The organism is Bradyrhizobium lablabi (assembly GCF_018131005.1).
Taxonomy (GTDB): domain Bacteria; phylum Pseudomonadota; class Alphaproteobacteria; order Rhizobiales; family Xanthobacteraceae; genus Bradyrhizobium; species Bradyrhizobium lablabi_D.
Genome location: NZ_JAFCJK010000004.1, coordinates 301,369 through 321,182, shown reverse-complemented (window position 1 = coordinate 321,182; position 19,814 = coordinate 301,369). Strand labels below are relative to the sequence as shown.

Annotated in this window: 15 protein-coding genes and 1 pseudogene; 3 read left to right on the top strand and 13 right to left on the bottom strand. The window is 63.8% G+C overall.

Going from position 1 to position 19,814, the window contains the following annotated elements:
• Positions 1-22 precede the first annotated feature (22 nt).
• The gene (locus JQ553_RS14535) at positions 23-1,297 is read left to right on the top strand and encodes a serine hydrolase (protein ID WP_212500643.1); all 1,275 of its coding nucleotides are present in this window, start codon (positions 23-25) and stop codon (positions 1,295-1,297) included.
• Positions 1,298-1,481: 184 nt separating this feature from the next.
• On the opposite strand, the gene JQ553_RS14530 is transcribed toward JQ553_RS14535, so the two are convergent.
• Complete coding sequence (locus tag JQ553_RS14530; protein ID WP_212500642.1) at positions 1,482-1,739, bottom strand: hypothetical protein; 258 nt, start codon at positions 1,737-1,739, stop codon at positions 1,482-1,484.
• A 638-nt stretch (positions 1,740-2,377) separates the two neighbouring features.
• Here JQ553_RS14530 and JQ553_RS14525 point away from each other — a divergent pair.
• A complete protein-coding gene (locus tag JQ553_RS14525; RefSeq protein ID WP_016844123.1) occupies positions 2,378-2,773 on the top strand; it encodes a helix-turn-helix domain-containing protein in 396 nt (131 codons plus the stop codon).
• A gap of 177 nt (positions 2,774-2,950) precedes the next feature.
• Here the strand turns inward: JQ553_RS14525 and JQ553_RS14520 are convergent, their stop codons facing one another.
• The 8 genes from JQ553_RS14520 to JQ553_RS14485 form a co-directional block, all read right to left on the bottom strand.
• Positions 2,951-4,033: an isocitrate/isopropylmalate dehydrogenase family protein gene (locus JQ553_RS14520; protein WP_212500641.1), complete on the bottom strand. Its 1,083-nt coding sequence runs from the start codon at positions 4,031-4,033 to the stop codon at positions 2,951-2,953.
• Positions 4,034-4,145: 112 nt separating this feature from the next.
• Entirely contained in the window at positions 4,146-5,216 is a 1,071-nt protein-coding gene (locus JQ553_RS14515; RefSeq protein WP_212500640.1) for an alcohol dehydrogenase, read from the bottom strand.
• Between the two features lie 86 nt (positions 5,217-5,302).
• Positions 5,303-6,271 (bottom strand): ABC transporter ATP-binding protein, encoded by a 969-nt coding sequence (locus tag JQ553_RS14510; protein ID WP_212500639.1) that lies wholly within the window; start codon positions 6,269-6,271, stop codon positions 5,303-5,305.
• Positions 6,268-7,263: an ABC transporter ATP-binding protein gene (locus JQ553_RS14505; RefSeq protein WP_212500638.1), complete on the bottom strand. Its 996-nt coding sequence runs from the start codon at positions 7,261-7,263 to the stop codon at positions 6,268-6,270. Before JQ553_RS14505 ends, JQ553_RS14510 begins: the two co-directional genes overlap by 4 nt.
• Entirely contained in the window at positions 7,260-8,132 is an 873-nt protein-coding gene (locus JQ553_RS14500; RefSeq protein WP_212500637.1) for an ABC transporter permease, read from the bottom strand. The genes JQ553_RS14505 and JQ553_RS14500 overlap by 4 nt, the downstream gene beginning before the upstream one ends.
• Positions 8,119-9,066 carry an ABC transporter permease gene (locus JQ553_RS14495; protein ID WP_212500636.1) on the bottom strand — a complete coding sequence of 316 codons (948 nt, stop codon included), beginning with the start codon at positions 9,064-9,066 and terminating at the stop codon, positions 8,119-8,121. Before JQ553_RS14495 ends, JQ553_RS14500 begins: the two co-directional genes overlap by 14 nt.
• A 6-nt stretch (positions 9,067-9,072) precedes the next feature.
• Positions 9,073-10,614, bottom strand: coding sequence for an ABC transporter substrate-binding protein (locus tag JQ553_RS14490; protein WP_212500635.1), 1,542 nt, complete (start codon positions 10,612-10,614; stop codon positions 9,073-9,075).
• A gap of 118 nt (positions 10,615-10,732) precedes the next feature.
• Entirely contained in the window at positions 10,733-11,944 is a 1,212-nt protein-coding gene (locus tag JQ553_RS14485; protein ID WP_312015146.1) for a CoA transferase, read from the bottom strand.
• Between the two features lie 206 nt (positions 11,945-12,150).
• On the opposite strand from JQ553_RS14485, the pseudogene glgA reads away from it, so the two are divergent.
• Positions 12,151-13,567, top strand: a pseudogene (gene glgA / locus JQ553_RS14475) (glycogen synthase GlgA).
• 50 nt (positions 13,568-13,617) lie between these two features.
• Here glgA and JQ553_RS14470 read toward each other — a convergent pair.
• The 4 genes from JQ553_RS14470 to JQ553_RS14455 all read right to left on the bottom strand — a co-directional run bounded on the left by JQ553_RS14470 (position 13,618) and on the right by JQ553_RS14455 (position 19,521).
• Positions 13,618-14,904 carry an MFS transporter gene (locus JQ553_RS14470; RefSeq protein WP_409363066.1) on the bottom strand — a complete coding sequence of 429 codons (1,287 nt, stop codon included), beginning with the start codon at positions 14,902-14,904 and terminating at the stop codon, positions 13,618-13,620.
• 48 nt (positions 14,905-14,952) lie between these two features.
• Positions 14,953-15,438 (bottom strand): PRC-barrel domain-containing protein, encoded by a 486-nt coding sequence (locus JQ553_RS14465; protein WP_212500631.1) that lies wholly within the window; start codon positions 15,436-15,438, stop codon positions 14,953-14,955.
• Positions 15,439-15,483: 45 nt separating this feature from the next.
• On the bottom strand, positions 15,484-17,685 hold the full coding sequence (locus tag JQ553_RS14460) for an amylo-alpha-1,6-glucosidase (RefSeq protein ID WP_212500630.1): 2,202 nt from the start codon (positions 17,683-17,685) through the stop codon (positions 15,484-15,486).
• A gap of 72 nt (positions 17,686-17,757) precedes the next feature.
• Positions 17,758-19,521: an ABC transporter ATP-binding protein gene (locus tag JQ553_RS14455; RefSeq protein WP_212500629.1), complete on the bottom strand. Its 1,764-nt coding sequence runs from the start codon at positions 19,519-19,521 to the stop codon at positions 17,758-17,760.
• Positions 19,522-19,814 lie beyond the last annotated feature (293 nt).

Genomic DNA, 19,814 nt, shown 5'->3' with positions numbered 1-19,814 from the left:
CCGCCAGCCGGAGAAGAGCCCGATGTTAGCCCCCACCCCTGCCTCGCCCGAATCCGCGGGAATGTCGACGGCAGCGCTCAACCGCCTCGAGGCGCACCTGAAGCGCCGCTACATCGATTCCGGCCGTTTCCCGGGCACGCAGGTCCTGATCTATCGCCGCGGCAAGATCGTGCATTCGGCAGTCCAGGGCTTTGCCGATCTCGGGCGCAAGGTGCCGGTCAGGGACGATACCATCTTCCGCATCTATTCGATGACCAAGCCGATCACGAGCGTCGCCTTCATGATGCTGGTCGAGGAAGGCCGCGTTGCGATCGACGAGCCGGTGGCGAGATACATCCCGGAATGGAAGAACCTCGACGTCTTCGTGGCCGGAACCGCGCCCGCCTTTCTGACGAGGCCACCGACGCGGCCCATGCTGATCGTCGACCTCCTGCGTCACACCTCCGGTCTGACTTACGGCTTCCAGCAACGCTCCAATGTCGACGCGGCCTACCGCGAGAAGAAGATCGGCGAGGTTGTCAAGGCCGGCACGCTCGACTGCATGATCGAGGAACTTGCCAAAATCCCGCTGGAGTTCTCGCCGGGCGATGCCTGGAACTATTCGGTCGCAACCGACGTAATCGGCTATCTGATCGGCAAGATCTCAGGGATGCCGTTCGAGCAGTTCCTGAAGCAGCGCATCCTCATTCCACTCGGCATGAACGACACCGACTTCTTCGTTCCGGCCGACAAGGCGCATCGTCTCGCCGCCTGCTATTCGGCGGACCCGCAAGGCGGCATGACGTTCCACGCCACCGAGCGCAAGAACTCGCTGACGCTGCAGGACGACCCGGCCACGAGTTCGTTCCTGTCGCCGCCCTCGCTGATCTCGGGCGGCGGCGGTCTGTGCTCGACCGCATCCGACTACCTGACCTTCTGCCGCGCGCTGCTCAATGGTGGCGAACTCGGCGGCGTCAGGCTGATCGGACCCAAGACGCTGAAGCTGATGACGTCGAACCATTTGCCAGGCGGCCTTGATCTGCCGGGAATGTCCCGCTCGCTGTTCAGCGAGGCCACCTATAACGGGATCGGCTTTGGCCTTGGTTTTGCCGTCACCATGAACCCCACGCAGACGCTCATTGCCGGCAGCCCGGGCGAATACAATTGGGGCGGTGCTGCGACGACGTCGTTCTTCATCGATCCGGCCGAGGAGCTGATCACGATCTTCATGACCCAGGTGCTACCTTCGAGCGCATACCCGCTGCGGCGCGAGCTGCGCACGATGGTCTACGCCGCAATCACCGAAAGCAATCTCTGACGCATCGGAATTCCGTTGCGCACAGGCAGCATTTATTTCCAGACGAAGTTTTCCCGCTTCCTCTTCGGCGCGCGCCCGCAACTTCACCATTGCGGGCTCATCGTTTCGGGCATCCTCGACCAGGCAAGAAAGAAATCGCGATGCCGCGGGAATGGCTCGCGCGCCAGTGGCGAGCGCTGAAAATCTATTTGACGAGCCTCAGATAGGGCGGGAACCGTCGCGCCGGCCCTGACTCCTGCTCCGGCTGCTCCGACGCCATCATGTCGCACAACGCTTTCAGCTCGGAATCCGTCACCTTGTGAAGCTCCATTCGAAGCTCAAGGATGGCAAGGGACAGCAGCTTCGCGGGTTCCGCGCTGCCTCGATCCAGCAGAAACGCCTGGCACTCCTCCAGGGTCGCGAGCAGCGACAGCAATCGTTGTTCAAGATTTGCGACCGGCATTCCACTCACTCCCGAACCCGCAAGGTAGAGTCGGGGTGATCCCCTTTTTCGTCTCATTAGCCTCTCCCACTGTCCTACCAGAAGTTTGCTGGCTGTGGTCAGGCGCAAGCTTGTTTTGAATGATTCAGAACTTTTGCGCAATTGTCCAGCAACTTTGCGAAACCCTCACGCGCACCTGCGACAAACTTTCGCGGGGTGCTGTCGCCCAAGGGTGCAACGAGACTGGTCCGTGACCTCGACCTCACACTAGCAAGGGTTGCGCCTGGATGATGACGCCCGTAAGATAGAGTTATCCGTAGGAGTACGGAAAGCGAGGTCAGTGCCGCCGCTAAGCATCCGCGCAAAATCTGTGACGATGAGACCCGCACTAGTTGAGGTTCGGTCAATATTTTGCCAAATGTAGAGGGCGGGGTGTCGAGAGACACACCTTGGCGCTATCGACTTTAGGTAGTTCGCCGTGTCGGTATCAGGGTGCTTCCACAGCGCGAATGCGTGGATACCATCCCGCGATATTCTTAATTGCTTACTTGGTTCTCGCGATCCAACTGAAGACTCATACGAACTTTAACGCGGTACATCATGGACGAGTCCCTGACCTTTCTGGCCAGGAGCTCCCAATTTGAAGGACGGTCACCAGGATGAACAGATCAGCAGCAAAGAAGATGAAGCAGCGCAGTGCCGGCAAGCCGGACATTGAGTTGGGCAAGCGGATTCGTCTGCGGCGTGTGGAGCAGAAGATCTCCCAGGCTGAACTCGGCGATAAGCTTGGCGTCAGCTTCCAGCAGGTCCAGAAGTACGAGAAGGGCGTCAATCGCGTCGGCGCTGCTCGTCTCCAGCAAATCGCGACCGCGCTCGACGTTCCGGTCACCTTCTTCTACGACGGCGACAACAAGGCGCGTGAGGTCGAGAGCCTCCTGTTCCTCGACAGCGCCTTCAGCCTGCGGTTGCTGCGCGCCTACAGCAAGATCAAGGACCAAACTGTGCAACGTCAGTTGGTGTCCTTGATGGAATCGATTGCCGCCAACGAAGACTGAGCGGCATCGCCATTCAGGTCGCGGCCCGCGACGCGATCGACCCGCCCCAGCGGATCGGCCGGTGGCTGATCGTCGCACCGTGCATTCTGCTGATCAGGCCGGGAAGTATGTTGCAGCGCTGCCATGGTGAATGGCGGCGCTTTTTTTCAAGCCCGGATTTTACCAAGGCGGCGCTCGCTACAACGCTGTCAGCACCGCCTTGGCGATATCAGCGGTGCCGTTTCTGCCTCCGAACTCGAACGGCTTGATGCCGTCAGCATAGACCCTGTCGACCGCACGCGCGATACGTTCGCCCGCCTCGGCAGCACTCTCCAGCCCATGCTTGTCGGCGAGCCAATCCAGCATCATCGCCACCGACAGGATCATCGCGGTCGGGTTTGCCTTGCCCTGCCCCATGATATCGGGCGCGGTGCCGTGACAGGGCTGGAACACCGCGCGGCGATCGCCGATATCAGCCGACGGCGCCATGCCCATGCCGCCGATCAGACCGGCGGTCAGATCAGATAGGATGTCGCCGAACATGTTCTCGGTGACCATGACGTCGAAATCCCATGGACGCTGAACCAGCGCCGCCGCGATGGCGTCGATGTAGTGGTGGTCGGCCTTCACGTTGGGATGACGTTTTGCGGTTTCGTCAAAAATCTCGCGGAAGAAGGCGAACGCCTTGAACACATTCGCCTTGTCGACACAGGTCAACCCGCCGTCAGCGCGGCCGCGCGCCTTGCGACGCTCGGCGAGGCGGAACGAAAACTCAAACAGCCGCTCCGAGGTCCTGCGCGTGATCACCATCGTCTCGCGCGCCTCGGTGTTGGTGACGACGCCCTTGCCCATCGAGGCGAACAGGCCCTCGGTGGATTCCCTGATGACGACGAGATCGATGCCCTTCCGATCGGCGCCGACGATCGAACTCGGCACGCCCGGAATCAGCCGCGCCGGCCGCACGCCGGCATAGAGGTCGAAGATCATGCGCAACTCGATCTGCGGAGCGATCTCCGTATTGTCGGGATAGCGCACCGACGGCAGGCCGCAGGCCCCGAGCAGGATCGCGTCGGCCTCCTCGCACAACCTGATCGTACTCTCCGGCATCGACTTTCCGGTCGCCTTGTAGTGGTTCGCGCCAGCCGGCGCGTCGGTGAAGCGGAATTTGAGATCCGTCGTCGCCTCGATCTTGCGCAACACCTCGAGCGCCGGCACCATCACTTCGGGGCCGATGCCATCGCCGCCGAGAACTGCGATGTGGAGCGCGCTATTGGCGGACATGGGAATTCCTCAGGATGGACGCTGATTGCGAGTGAAGCGAAGCAATCCATGTCTCCACGCGGGGATGACGGATTGCTTCCTGGCCTCGCTCCGCGAAGTGGCGGCGGAGACGTTACGGCGTCAGCACGGCACGGCCGACCAGCTTGCCCTTCTGCAGATCGACCAGCGCCTCATTGGCGCGCGCAAGCGGCATCGGGGTCACCGGGATCGGCGGGATCTTCTTCGCACGCACGAGATCAAGCAGTTCCTGCGTTTCGCGGAGATTGCCGACATAGCTGCCCTGGATGGTAATCGCCTTGATCGGGATCAGCGGCAGCGCCCACGTCGCGCCGCCGCCGAACAGGCCGACGATGACGAGCTTGCCGCCCTTGGTCAGGCAGTCGAAGCCAAGCTGCGTCGTCTGGGCATTACCGACCAGATCGATCGCGGCGCGGATCGGCTGTCCGGCCTTCTTCATCAATTGCTCCAGCGCGTCCGGGGCCTTGCCGTCGACGGTCGCAAGCGCACCGGCAGCCTCGGCCGCTTCGCGTTTTTTCGCGTCGATATCGACCACGATCGCGCCCTTGCCGCCCATCGCCTTCAACAGCGACAGCGCCATCAGGCCGAGACCGCCGGCGCCGAAGATCACGACCGGCGTATCCAGGTCCTTCTCGATCTTCTTCAGTGCGCTATAGGTGGTGACGCCCGAGCACGCGTAGGGGGCGGTCGTGACGGGGTCGAGTCCATCCAGGTTCAACAGGTACTTGGCATGCGGCACCGTCATGTGGTCGGCATAGCCGCCATCGCAATAGACGCCGAGCGCATTCGGCTTGACCGCACACATGTTTTCGTCACCGCCGAGACAGGTCGCGCATTTGCCACAGCCGAGCCAGGGATAGACAAGCGCAACGTCGCCAACCTTGAGACCCCCCTTGTCGGCGTCTTTCAGGTCGGGCCCTAACGCCACGATCTGGCCGACTGTCTCATGTCCCATCGTGCGCGGCAGCGACACACCGCGGTCCTTCAACGACAATGGCTTGCGGCCGTGACCAAGATCGTAGCCGCCCTCCCAGATGTGCAGATCGCTGTGGCACACGCCGGCGGCCTTGACCTTGATCAGCACCTGCGTTCCTGAAGGCTGCGGCGTCGGCTGATCGACCTCCTGCAGCGGCGCGTTGAAATCGACGACCTGAAAACTCTTCATCGCTGTCCTCCCGGGATCTTGTTCTTGCAGCCGACCTTGCCACGTCCGCCCTCGCGGGACAAACGCCGTGTTGGTCTTGCCAAAATTTAGACCAGCGGATGATGGCAAGCCGCGAACTGGCCGGGGGCAACCGCGCGCAGTTCCGGCACCTCGTTGGCGCAGCGCGCATCCGCCCGCGGACAACGGGTGCGGAATCGACAGCCCGATGGCGGCGCGATCGGCGACGGCGGCTCGCCGACAGGCACGGTTTCCGCGGGCCTGATGTCCGGATCGGGCACTGGAATGGCATCGATCAGGAGCGCGGTATAGGGATGCGCCGGCCGCGCAAAAAGCTGCTCGGACGGACCGACCTCGCAGAGCCGTCCAAGATACATCACCGCAACGCGGTCGCTCACCGCCTTCACCACTGCAAGGTCATGGGCGATGAACAGCAGAGTCAGGCCGTACCGCGCCTTCATTTCCTCCAGGAGGTTGAGGATCTGCGCGCGGATCGACACGTCGAGCGCTGAAACCGGCTCGTCGCAGATGACGAAGTCCGGATTGAGCACCAAAGCACGGGCAATGCAGATGCGCTGACATTGGCCGCCGGAGAACTCATGTGGCAGGCGGCCAATGACGAGCGCGGGATCGAGGCCAACAGCCGACAGCACATCATGGACCAGCTGACTGCGTCTCCCGGGATCCTTGACGCCTGATATCACCAGGGGCTCGGCCACGATATCGCCGATCCGCCGCCGCGGATTGAGCGAGGCGATCGGATCCTGGAAGATCAACTGCACGCGCCGGCGCATCCTGCGCAGTGCTTCGCCTTGCATGGTCGTGAGGTCGTGTCCGTCGAACAGCACCTTGCCCGATACTGCCGGGCGCAACTGCAGCACCGCGCGACCGAGGGTGGACTTGCCGCAGCCGGATTCGCCAACCAGCCCCAGCGTTTCGCCGCGCGCGATCTCGATGCTCACGTCGGACACGGCGTGGACGGTCTTGCCGCCGACCGCATATTCGACGACGAGATTTTCCACCCTCAGCAGCGGGTCGGGTGCGGCCTGCAGCATCATGCGACAGCACCCGCGCCGGTCTCGATCGGATGGAAGCAGGCGTACAGGTGCCCCGGCGTTTCCGCCCGGCTAAGCGAAGGTTTCTCGGTGTTGCAGCGGCCGGCCGCATAGCGGCAGCGCGGCGCGAATGAACAGCCCTTCAGCGGCCGGGTCGGATCGGGCGGTCGCCCCGAGATCGCCGGCAGCGGGGTATGCGGTGCGGCGTCGAGCTTGGGCAGCGCCGCGAGCAGTGCCTCGGTATAGGGCATCCGCATTTGCTTGAACAAGGCCGACGTCGGCGCGCGCTCGACCACGCGGCCGGCATACATCACCGCCACCTCGTCGGTGCGGCCGGCGACCACGCCGAGGTCATGTGTGATGATGATCATCGCCATGTGGCGACGCCGCTGCTCGCGCGCCAGCAGATCGAGGATCTGCGCCTGAATCGTGACGTCGAGCGCGGTGGTCGGCTCGTCGGCGATCAGGAGCTTCGGCTCGCAGGACAGCGCGATCGCGATTGCGACGCGCTGCCGCATGCCGCCGGAGAGCTGGTGTGGATATTGCTCAAGCCGCTGCTCCGGCGCCGGAATGCCGACCGCCGCAAGCAGATCGACGCCGCGCTGCCTGGCTTCGGCGAGATCGAGTTCGAGATGCTCCCGGATGGTCTCGATCAATTGCGTGCCGATGGTCAGCACCGGGTTGAGCGAGGTCATCGGGTCCTGGAATACGACCGCAAGCGAGCGGCCGCGCAATCTGCGCAGCTTTTCCGCCGGCAGTCTCAGGAGATCCTGCCCGTCGAACATCACGCGTCCGGACGGCCTCGCCTTCCTGGGCAGGAGTTGCAGGATTGCGCGCGACAGCATGGTCTTGCCGCAGCCGGATTCGCCGACGATGCCGAGCGTCCGCCCGGCGCCGACGGCGAGATCGACATGGTCGACCGCGCGCAAATTGCCGCGCGGGGTCGGCAGGTCGACCACCACATCTTCCACCGAAAGCAGGACGCCGCTGCTCACAGCGCGCCCTGCCTGGGATCGGTCAGCGCGCGCATGGTGTCGCCGACGAGGTTGAAGGAGAGCACGGTGAGGAACATCGCGATGGCCGGAATGAAGGCGAGCCGCGGCGCGACGTCGAGGCTTTCGCGTCCCTCGCCGATCATGCTGCCCCAGCTCGGCACCGGCGGCGGCACGCCGAGGCCGAGGAAGGACAGCGCGCTCTCCACCACGATGGTGACGGCAACGACGAGCAGGAAATAGGCGAGCAGCGGCAGCAGCACGTTCGGCAACAACTCGCGCAGCAGGATGCGCGCATGCGTCGCGCCGAGCGCCTGCGCGGCGATGACGAACTCGCGCCGCGCCAGCGACAGCGTCGCGGCCCGCGCCACCCGCATGAAGGCGGGAATTCCGAGCACGCCGAGGATACAGGTGAGATTGAAGATCGACTGGCCGAGATAGGCAGTGACCGCGAGCGCCAGGACCAGCGGCGGAAACGCCAGCAGCACATCCATGCTGCCGACCACGAAGGTCTCGAAACGGCCGCGGAAATAGCCCGCAAGCATCCCGAGCGCGCCACCGATGGTCAATCCGATCACCGGCGCGCAGAGGCCAACGACCAGCGAAACCCGGGCGCCATAGACGAGCCGCGCCAACTCGTCGCGGCCGAAACCGTCGGTGCCGAGCCAATGCTCGAACGAGAACGGTGCGCGCTTCTCCAGCATGTCCATGTCGGTCGGACTCGGCAGCGGCAGCATATCGGCAAGGATCGCCACAGCGAAGACCAGCATCATCCAACCGATCGCGAGCCGGAACAGCGCTCCCAGACGGCGCGCGGGCCGTACCGGAGCCGCGCTGACATCCTCCTCGAGGCCGAGTTCAAGCGTGGCCATGACGGATCCTCGGGTCGAGTACGGCGTAGAGCATGTCGACGATGAAATTCATGATCACGAAGCCCGCGGCGACCAGGAGCACCACGCCCTGCAGGATGATGAGGTCGCGGTTGTAGATCGCGCCGACCAGCAGGCGGCCGATCCCCGGCAAGGCAAAGATCGTTTCGACGATGACGGCACCGCCGATCAAACGGCCGATATTGATGCCTGTGATCGTCACCAGGGTCAGCGAGGACGGCTTCAACGCATGCACGAACAGGATGCGCGACGGCTTCAGGCCCTTCGCCTTGGCAAGCGCGATGTAGTCCTCCTGCAGCGCGGCGATCATGTCGGAGCGCAGCACGCGCATGATGCCCGGCCATTCGGCGAGGGCCAGCGTCAACGCCGGCAGCACCATGAAGCGCAGATTGGCAAGCGGATCCTCGGAGAACGGCACGTAGCCGGTCGCCGGCAGCCAGCGCAGCTCGACCGCGAACAGATAGATCAGCAGGATCGCCGACAGGAAGCTCGGCACCGACAGCATGGCGAAGGCCGATCCGGTCATGAAGCGGTCGAAGGCGCTGCCGCTCTTCGCCGCGCAGGCGATCGCGAGCGGCACGCCGATCGCGAGGCCCAGCAGCTCGGCGAGAATCATCAACTCGAACGACACCGGTACGCGCTCGCTCATGGCCTGCAACACGGTCTGTCCGGTGCGAAAGGACCGTCCGAAATCGCCCTGCAGGATATGGCCGAGCCAGCCGAAATAGCGAAGCCAGATCGGTTGATCGAGCCCCATGTCATGACGCAGCGCCGCGACGTTTTCCGGCGTCGCCTGATCGCCGAGGATCACGTAAGCGAGATCGCCCGGCAGGAGCGAGGCGATCACGAAGGTCAGCACCGAGACGGCGATCAGCACCGGCACGAGATAGAGGAGCCTGCGCGCGACGAACGCCATGAGCGGCTATTCCTTCCAGGCGCGCGATACGTCGATCACCCCGCTGTACATCTTTGGCAAGCCTTTGACCTTCGCGCTCGCTATCGCGTAGTAGGTGTTCTGGAAGGTCCAGAACCAGATCGCCTCCTTGTTGATCAGCCGGCTGATCGCGCAATAATCCTCGATGCGCTGGCCGGTATCCGGAGTGGTGCGGGCGTGCTGGAGCAACTTGTCGAGCTCGGGATTGGAGTAGTTGGCGAGCGCGACCGGGCTGCCGGTATGAAAATTGGCGTACATCTGGACGTCGGGATCGGCGAGATCGACGATGCGCCAGGGCGTGACCTGGAACTGGCGCATGAAGGCGCGCGGCGGAATGGTCGCCTGATCGACCTGCTCGATCTCCACGTTGGCGCCGACGCGCTTCCAGAACTGCTGCAGGATCTGCCCGTTGGCGCGGCCGCGCGGGGTCGCGGTGACGAGCGTCTTGAATTCGACCGGCTTGCCGTATTCCTTGATGAGCGCCTTCGCCTTCTCGACGTCCTCGGGCAATGCGCCGTCGTCCTTGCACTTGACCCAGGAGCCGTCGCCATACGGGTTACTGGCGGGCCTGGCCAGGCCATTGTTGAGCGCCTGCGACCATTTCTTGCGATCGAGCGCCATGACAAGTGCCTGACGGACCCGCACGTCATCCAGCGGCGGGGTCTTGGTGTTGAAGGCGTACACTGCCGCACCCGAACCGGCAAAGGTGTGCACGGTCAGCTTGGGATCCTTCTGCGCCTTCTGAATGTTGTCGGCGTCATATTCGTCATCCCAGATGAGGTCGACCTCGCCGGATTGCAGGCTGGCAAAGCGCGACTGCGCATCGGGCAGCGGCTTCAAGGTGGCGCGGTCGAAATAGACCTTGTCCTTGTCCCAATAGTCGGGGTTCTTCTCCAGGATCATGCGATCACCGGCAGTCCAGGATTTCAGGATATAGGGGCCGGTGCCGACAGGATTGCGGTTGTAGTCGTCGCCCTTGGCCTTCCAGGCCGTCGGAGAGTGAACCGCGTTGTTCTGGCTCGCATAGGCGACCAAGGCAGGGTAGTTCACCGCGGGGTCGTTGAGGTTGACGACCAACGTCAGTTCATCGGGCGCCTGCACATCGTTGACGGCCGAGATGTAGAAGGCACAGCGGCACTTGTTGGCGGGATCCTTCTGGCGGTCAAAATTCGCCTTGTAGGCTTCGGCATTGAACGGCGTACCGTCGTGGAACTTGACGCCCGGGCGCAGCTTGAAGGTCCAGGTCTTGAAATCCTCCGAATGAGTCCAGGATAGCGCGAGCTTAGGCTGCGGCTCGCCCTTGTCGTCGAGATAGGTGAGCGTGTCGAAGATCGCGGATGACGCGGTCAATGCCGCGGTGTCGTAAACGCCGACCTTGAGCGGATCGAAACCGGCAATATCGAGCTCCAGGCCGACGGTAATGGCGCCGCCCTGCTTCTGCGCGCTGGCGGGCATTGCGAATGCTGCCGCGCCAAATGCCGTTACCAAAAAAATGCGCGCAAGCGCACGCGCGCGTTCGACCGGCTTCATCAATGCTCCCTCCCAGGTGCGCAACTTCCGGTGTTCCGGATCGTCGTGTGATGGGCGGGAGATTGTCCGGAATCATCGCGCACGGCAAGGCCATAACGTGTATGAAAAGCCGCAGGGATTATCCGCGCGCGGTCGTCGGTGGCTGCGCGGCAAAGCTTGCGATCTCGTCTTCGGAAAGGCCGATCTCCTTGAGATAGGAGCGCGTATGCTCACCCAGCGTCGACACCCGCCTGGCTGCGGACACCGTCGCATCAGACATGCGGAACGGCAGGTTGAGCACCTTGAACGCGCCGCCGCCGTCCTCGACTTCGGCAAGCGCGCCGCGATGTGCAATCTGCGGATCGGCGAGCGCTTCCCGCACGGTGCGATAGGCCGACGACGGCACCCCGGATTCGTTTAACGCCGCGAGGCAGGCCTGCGTGCTCACAGTGCGCGACCATGTCTCGACGCCGTCCATCAGGCTCGCCCAGTTTTCCCGTCGGTCGGAATATTCTGCGAAGCGCGGATCGGAAATCCATTCTGGGCGGCCGATCACCTGCATCAGGCTCTGGAACGTCTTCTCGCTCGCGATCGCCATCATTACGTAACCATCGCTGGTCTCGATCGGCCCGAACATCGGCCGCCGCGTCGCCTTCACCTCGAATTGCGACCACTGCACTTCGTTCAAGGTGAGGCTCAGCATCGATTCCAGCATGGACACATCAATGTGCTGGCCCTTGCCGCTGCCGCTTCGCTGATACAGCGCGGCCGAGATCGCACCGAAGGCGTAGACGCCGGTCAGCACGTCGGCATGATAGATGCCGCAATAGTCCGGCCGGCTGCGGCCCGGCTGGTAGGCGAGATGCGCCATTTCATAGCCGGACGCCGCATGGATCACAGGCGCGTAGGCCGGCAACTCCGCCGATGGCCCGGTCTGGCCATATCCGGAGATAGAGCAATAGATCAGCTTCGGGTTGATGTCGCGGACCGCGGCATAATCGAGCTTCAGCCGCCGCATCACACCGGGGCGGAAGTTTTCGACCAGCACGTCGGCGCTCGCGATCAGCCGCCGTACCGCCTCGACGCCGGCCGGCGACTTCAGATCGAGCACAAGGCTCTTCTTGCCGACATTGAGCTGCCCGAAGGCCGTCGAGCAGCCGCTCCGGACAGGCGGCCGAGTCCGCATCGTCTCGCCTTCCGCGGTTTCGATCTTGATTACCTCGGCCCCCATGTCGGCGAGCATCCGCGTGCAATGAGGCCCCGCGATCGTGGTCGAGAAATCGAGGACGCGAAGTCCGTCGAAGCTCCGCGTCAAATTCCCCTCATCCAGGCCGGCTAATGACGTTCTCACAGCTTCCTCCACCGCACAGCTCTTTGTCTTCTAGCACCGCGCGACCCTAAGATGGGTCGCTCCGACAGGAAAGCGTCTCGTCCGGACCAGACCGCGGGCAATGTTGCATTTTGCTCAAACGCAACTGGACCCGATTTTGCATAGCCTTGTTTGGTCATGGGCTGGAACGAGGGCGCTTGTTGAAGGTCTTGTTCGTCACGACGGAGATGGACGACTTCGTCCGGGTGGGCGGGCTTGCCGCCGTTTCCGCCGCCCTGCCTCGCGCATTGCGCCCGTGGAGTGACGTCAGGGGTCATGCTTCCCGGTTATCGGGACGTCGTTGAACAGTTCACCCACATTGAAATCGTTGGACAATGCGCCCCGCTCGCCGCGATGCCGGCCTGCACGCTCGGGCGCGCATCGACCAGGGATGGCCTGCCGGTCTATGTGCTGTTGTGCCCGCAACTCTATGAGAGGCCGGGAAACCCTTACGGCGATGAGTCCGGCCGCGACTGGCCCGACAACGACATCCGCTTCGGCCGATTTGCCTCCGCCGCTGCCGAACTCGCAGCCGGAAGCTTGGACAAGAATTGGGCAGCTGACCTCGTGCACGCCAATGACTGGCAGGCGGCGCTCACGCCGGCCTACCTCGCCTGGGGCGACGCACGGATCCCATCGATCCTGACTATCCACAATCTCGCCTATCAGGGCCTGTTTCCGAAGGACTCGCTGCGACGGATCGGCGCACCGGAGAGTTCGTTTCATATCGACGGTCTGGAATTCTACGACAAGCTCTCCTTCCTCAAGGGCGGTCTCGTCTATGCCTCGCACCTGACGACCGTCAGCGCGACCTACGCCAGGGAGATCACCACGGCGGAGCTCGGCTGTGGTCTGGAAGGCCTGCTCCGCATCCGCTCCGACGCAGACCAGTTGACCGGCATACTCAATGGCATCGACGAAAGCTGGGACCCGCGCTATTGCCCACAACTCGCCCAACCCTTCGGTGCCGGCGACTGGGAAGGCAAGCAGGCCAACGCGGACTATGTTCGCAGGCAGTTTGGGCTCGCGGTGTCACGCGGGCCGATCTTCGGGCTTGTCGCGCGGCTTGTGCACCAGAAGGGCGTCGATCTCGTGCTGTCGGCCGCCGAAGAGATCATCGCGGCGGGCGGACAGATCATCGTCACCGGAAGCGGCGAGGCCCAGATCGAGGACGCGGTGGTGCGCGCGCATCGGCGGCGCCCCGACGCCATTGGCGTCGTGATCGGGTTCAATGACGCACAGGCGCGCCGCATCTTCGCCGGCAGCGACTTCACCCTGATGCCGTCGCGCTTCGAACCCTGCGGATTAAGCCAGATGTACGCGCAGCGCTTCGGTTCGCTGCCGATCGGCCATCAGACCGGCGGCCTGGCGGAGACCATAAGCGACGGCGAGACCGGCTTCCTGTTCGCGAAGCCATCGGCGGAATCCTTCCTCGGCGGCATCGGGCGGGCATTCGACGCCTTCCGTACCAAGGATCGCCTCAACTCCATGCGCCGAAATGCGATGGCAAAAACCTATAGCTGGGACCTGTCGGCCGCCTGTTACAGCGCGCTTTACAAGAAGTTGGTCGTGCCGCGCGCCGCGGCGCAGCTCGCCGGTTCGTGAAGGCAAGTAAGCGCGCCCGTCCCTTCGTGCCACGCGATCGGAGGGCCGCCTCAGGCCGCTGTCCGCCGCGTTTCCGGCATCACCAGCCAGATCATCACGAGCCCGAGCGCAGCGATCCCGGCGAGCCCCATGAAGGCGACGCTGCTGCCGAGTTTGTCGCTGACATAGCCGGCCAGCACGGTGCTCAGCGATGCGCCGATGCCGGTGGCGGTGCCGACAATGCCCTGCGCCAGGTTGAAGTGACCGCTGCCGAAGGCGACGTCGGCGACGATCAGCGGCACCATCACGCTGAACACCGCGGCGGTGATGCCGTCGAACACCTGGACGACGACCAGCAGATAAGGATCCCGGACGGTTGCAAACAGCACTCCGCGGACGACCAGCGCTCCGAAGGCCAACAGCAGCAGCGGACGCCGGCCGATTTGCTGCGCCTTGCGGCCGACCGAAGGCGAGGTCAGCGCGACGATCGCCTGCGGCACAATGATGCAGGCCGCGATCAGCACGGGCGCCCATTGGCTCGAGCGCGTTGTGACCACGCCCGCCATCAGCGGCAGCATGGCCGCATTGGCGAGCTGGAACAGCATCACGCTGCCGGCGAAGATCAGAAGCGGCCGTTGCTTCACCAGGGTCCACACGCTGGTGGCTTTCTTGTCCGGCTTTTCACGCGGCACCGAGCCATGAGCCTGGGCGATGTCGATCTCGCGCTCGCGGATCCGGGCCAATGACAGCAGGGTCGGTATTGCAAGAAGGAACGTAACCAGGAAGACCGCGCGGCTCGACAGCAGGTAGCCGGTCGCTCCCATCAACGCGGCGGCCGATCCGTTGCCTAGCGACGCAAAGCGCGCATTGCGGCCGAGCCGCTCGCCGATGGCAAGCGGTCCGACCAGGCCGAGGCTGATCGCGGCAATGGCCGGGCCAAGCACGCAGCTTGCAAGCGCATGCAGCGCGGCGGCCAGCGTTACCACGGGGAAGATCGGCCAGACCGCGTAGGCCAACGCGCTGGTGCCGATCGTCGCAACTGCAAGTCCCGCAACGATCCGCTCCGAACGCGCCGCGTCGACGATCGCGCCGCCGGGCATCTGGCCCAGCAGGCTGATGATGCCACCGATCGAAAGGATGAAGCCGATCTCGACCTGGGTCCATTTCTGCGTCGTCAGATAGACTGCGACGAACGGACCGAAGCCGGTTTGCACGTCGGCGAGGAAGAAGATGAACCAGTCGAGGCCGCGCTGGCTTTCGCGCGAGGGAGATCTCGGCGGGGCCGGCGACGGCGCGCCCTGCCCAGTCGGCACAACGCTATCGCTCTCTGCCGACCGCCCCCGGCGATCGCCGTTAATCCTGTCCGCCGAATAGGAGGAACGTGCGACCAGCGTTCTTCTCCGACCTCAATGATCAAAATCCCAGGGACGCAGACTGCCGGCTGCGCCCAACACAATCAGCGGCGTGTCTTCCTTGTACTCCGGAGCGGCCTTCACCTGCTCCTTGGTGAGTTCCAGCGTGATGCTGTCACTCTTGTTGGAAACGCCGGCGAAATGCAGCGCCGCCCAATCGACAACGATCCTGCGGCTGCCAACGCCGAGGAAGCCTCCGAAATCGATTACCGCCGCGCGCACCGTGCCCTCGCGGTCCACGATCACGTCGACGATGCGGCCCATGTCCTCGTTCGCGGCGCTACGCACCTCGCGTCCAAGGATACCGTGCGCATCGCGCGCGCCGATCACGGTCACAGAGGGCGGCGGCGCCGGCTCCTTTGCCGGCTCCTTCGGGGCGGTCTTGCTCGCCGCCGGCGGCTGCGTGTCATCCGCCGCGCGAACGCCGGCAAAGGTGGCAAGCACCACCGCGACGAAGGCGATCACGATCCTCGAATGCATAACTCCTCCCAAGATCCAAAGTCGCGGGCTGCCACGCGACGACGCTCAGTGCGTCAGCACAATTGACACCTGAATCTGTCCGCGCGTGCGCAGCACTTCCAGCGACACCTCGCCATTATGGCGGCGCACCCTCAAATCGACGCTGGAGGCGCCGAGCCGCAGGTCGCGCAACACCACCTCGTTCAGAAATTCCGGCAGCCTCGGATCACGCAGGCGGATCTCGCCGCGCACCGCGTCGAACTCGAGCCCGAGCGCCGCCTCCAGCAGGGTGAACGGCGTCGCACTCGCCCAGGCCTGCGGCGCGCATGCGACCGGATAGAGCACCGGGCCGCGCCGCCGCTCGCGGCGGAAGCCACAGAACAGTTCCGGCAATCGCCGCAGGTCCATGTAGCTCGCGGCGTCGAACAGCCCCTTGAACAGATGGGCCACCGAATGCTTCAGCCCGTAACGCGCGAGGCCGAGCGCGATCAGCGCGTTGTCATGCGGCCAGATCGAACCGTCGTGATAGGACATCGGATTGTAGCGCGCTTCGCCGACCGCAACGGTGCGGATGCCCCAGCCCGAGAAGAACTTCTGGCTCATCAGGTCGGCGGCGACCAGCCGTGCGCGATCCTCCCGCACAATGCCGGCGAAGAGAAGCTGGCCGGCATTGGAGGTGCGCACCCGGCACTGCTGCTTCGCGCCATCGAGCGCCAGCGCATAGGTGCCGAGCTCTTCACACCAGAACGCCTCCTCGAACCGCTCACGCAACTGCTCGGCCTCGGCGTCGAGTTTCGCGGCCTTGTCGGGAAAACCAAGCCGGCGGGCGGCGCGCGCGGCGAGCCGCTTGCCGGCGAAGACATAGCCCTGCACTTCACATAGCGCGATATAGCCCTCGGCCAACCTGCCGTCGGCATGGAAGATGGCGTCGAAGGAATCCTTCCAGCCCTGGTTAGCTAGTCCCTGCTCGGTCGCCCGCTTATACTCGACGAACCCGTCGCCATCCGGGTCGCCCGGGCCGTCGATCCATTGCAATCCGGCCTCGATGGCGGGCCACAGTTCGCGCAGCGTCTCCTCGTCGCCGGTACGCTCGAGATAGAGGCCGGCCAGCAGCACGAACAACGGCGTCGAGTCGACGCTGCCGTAATATAGCGCGAACGGCACCTCGCGCAGCGCGGCCATCTCGCCGCCGCGCATCTCGTGGAGAATCTTGCCCGGCGCGGCATCGGCCAGCGGATCGACCGCTTTGGCCTGGAAGAAGGCCAACCGCTTGAGGACGCCCTTGGCGATCCGCGGATCGATCCACAGCATTTGCAGCGCCGTGATCAGGCCGTCGCGACCGAATGTCGTCGAGTACCAGGGGATGCCGGCGTAGGGATAGCGGCCCTGTGGCGTCTCGGTCATCAGCATGTTGAGGTCGGCCATCGCCTGGCACAACACCTCGTTGAAGATGTTGTTGGAGGCCTCGATGCTGGCCGCGTCAGCGCACAGTCGTCGCATCTCGCGCCGATGTGCGAGCAGGCCGCGGAAGAACGGCACCGGCTTCTGCATGATCGGCTTATTGCAGGACACCGCCACAAAGAGCGAGGTGACCTGCCCGGGCGCGAGCTCAAAGTGATAGGTCGCCGCGTTCACCGACAGCCGGGTCGGGCGCGGATCGAAATGCAACGCAGTCATCCGCACCTCGCCGTCGAGGCCGCCATATTCCAGCACGACATCGGTCGGCCCGAGCAACTTGCTCGATCGCGTGCCGCGCCTTGCGCGACGCTCGCCGCGCACTTCGAACAGGTCGGCAAAATCATTGTCGAACAGCAATGTCAGATCGAAGCTCGCGGCGAGTTCGCCGTGGTTTTGCAGGCCGATGCGCTGATAGGCGGTGCCGCGCCACAGGAAGATCGAGCGCACGATGTGCAGCGTGTCCTTTTGCAGCACCAGGCGGCCATTGCGATAGACGTCAGAGTTGGTCAGATCGACGGTCAGCGCCGAATTGTCATCGCGCAGGTTGGAACCGAGCAGGAGCGGCTGGACCTCCTCCAATACCATCTCCAGCCGCGCGAGGTAGCGCGTATCGGCGTTGAACAGTCCGTCCGGCCCGCCGGCCGAAGCACCGATGTCGCCATGACTGTCCAATACGATGAACGTATCGTCATGCTTGAGCGAACGCCGCGGCCGCGCCGCCGGCCCCGTCATCGGAATGTAGAATGGGGATTCCGCGACCTGCTCGACAATCCGGGTGCTTACGATCTGCGTGACGACGTCGGCTGCCATATGGGACCTCGGGCGACTTTTCTTGTTGCGACGAACGCACCGGGACACACAAGAATGCTGACTGACGCGAGATCAGGCCACGCTGGTCGCGAGGCGACCCATTTCGCGCGCGATCAACTCGCGGTAGGGGCCCTTTCCCTGCACGAGAAGATCCGGCGATCCGTCCTCGACGATGCGGCCGCCCTGCAGCATCACCACACGGTCGAAGTTGCGCAGTGTCGCAAGTCGATGCGCGATCGCGATCACTGTACGCCCGCGCATGAGTCGCGACAACGCCTCGCGGATCGCCTCCTCGGAATCCGCGTCGAGCGCAGCGGTGGCCTCGTCGAGCAGCAATATCGGCGCGTCCTTGAGGAAGGCTCGCGCAATCGCGATCCGTTGCCGCTGGCCGCCTGACACCTTGACGCCGCGATCACCGACGATGGTCTCCATGCCCTCGGGCAATGTTTCGATGAAATCGCAACGCGCCGCGATCGCCGCGCGCAGCACCTCGCTGTCAGTGGCGTTCGGCCGCCCGTAGCGGATGTTCTCCATGATCGAGCGGTGGAACAGCGAGATGTCCTGCGGCACGACTGAAATCGACTCGCGCAGGCTCTGCTGGGTGACGCGGGAAATATCCTGGCCGTCGATCGTGATGCTGCCGTGCTCCACGTCATAGAAGCGCTGCAGCAACGTGAACAAGGTGGATTTGCCGCCGCCCGATTGGCCGACCAGGCCGACCCGCTGGCCGGGCTGGATGCGCAGGCTGAAGCGCTCGAATACCTGCAGGCCGCCGGGATAGCGGAACGAGATATTGTTGAAGGCGATGGCTGCGCCGCTCTTCACCAGCGGTTCCGCCTCGGGATGGTCCTTCAGTTCGTGCGGCTGCAGCAATGTGGCGAGCGCTTCGGTGAGCCGTGCGACGTGCTGCGTGACGTCGACCAGCGCGACCGCGAGATCGCGGGTGGCGCTGAGGATCGATATGCCAAGCGTACAAACCAGCACAACGTCTCCCGTGGTGGCATCGCCCTGCTGCCAGAGATTGATGGCCCACGCCAGCATCGCAATGGTCAGCACCACTGTCACTGCTGCGTGAGAGAGCCTGAGCTTTTCCAGATAGCGCAGCGAACGGCCGCGCGCGACCAGTTCCCGGTTCACGGTTGCGTCAAAGCGGTCGTGCTCATAGCCGAGCCCGCAGAAGGCCCGGACCAGCGACAGGTTATTGACGACATCGACCATTTCGCCGTCGACCGCCGCAGCCTTGTTGGCGAAGTCGTCATGCAGCGGCTTGCCCGCGGCGGCGAGATGGAACATCGCCAGAACCATGGTTCCGGAAATAGCGATCAGCACCGCAGACATGGACAGGCTGACGGTTCCAATCAGCGCGATCGCGGAGAAGGTCGCGATGCACGGCGGCAACACATTCCACACGAACATGTTCTCGACGGTGAACACCGCGTTCGATGTCGCGGTGATGCGGCTGGTCAGCATGCCCGGCAGTCGGTCCGAGAAATAGCTCGGCGCATGGCCGGTGAGATGGCGGAACATGTCGCGGCGGAGATCGCCGGTGACCCCGACAAATGTGAAGCTTGCTGTCCAACTTGCGATGCGCCAGAGAAAGTTGTCGGCGGCGATCAACGACATGAGGAAAACGAATGCCAGCCATACGCCACCCGCGTGCGAGGCACCGGCCGACAGGCTATCGACCAAATTCTTGACGCCATATTGCGTGCCGACCGAGCAGGCAACCGCCGCAACCACGGCAGACAAAATTACCACATGCGAAGCAAGACGCCGGCGCAGATAGCGCAACACAAAGGGAAAGGGACGATGCGCATATCCTGACAGATGGTCCATGACGTCCTGCAAAACCTGTTGGGGGTGAACGAGAATTTTCTAGTTTGTGGTCTCGTGCACGATGGCGTGGGGGGCGGTGAAGCGAATTCTTGATGCGGCCATCACTGCGCAACATTTTCGCACCGTTGGCACTGGCAAACATCTGTTTGAGCGAAATGGCATCAGCAAGACCACAGTGTGAAGGAAGGAAGGAGCAGATCTCACCACCCCATAAGGAACTTCGCACGTGCGGGAACGTTCCCGTCTTCGGCATGCCGGTGCCACAAAAGGGCTGAGGGTAGTTTCATCCAAAC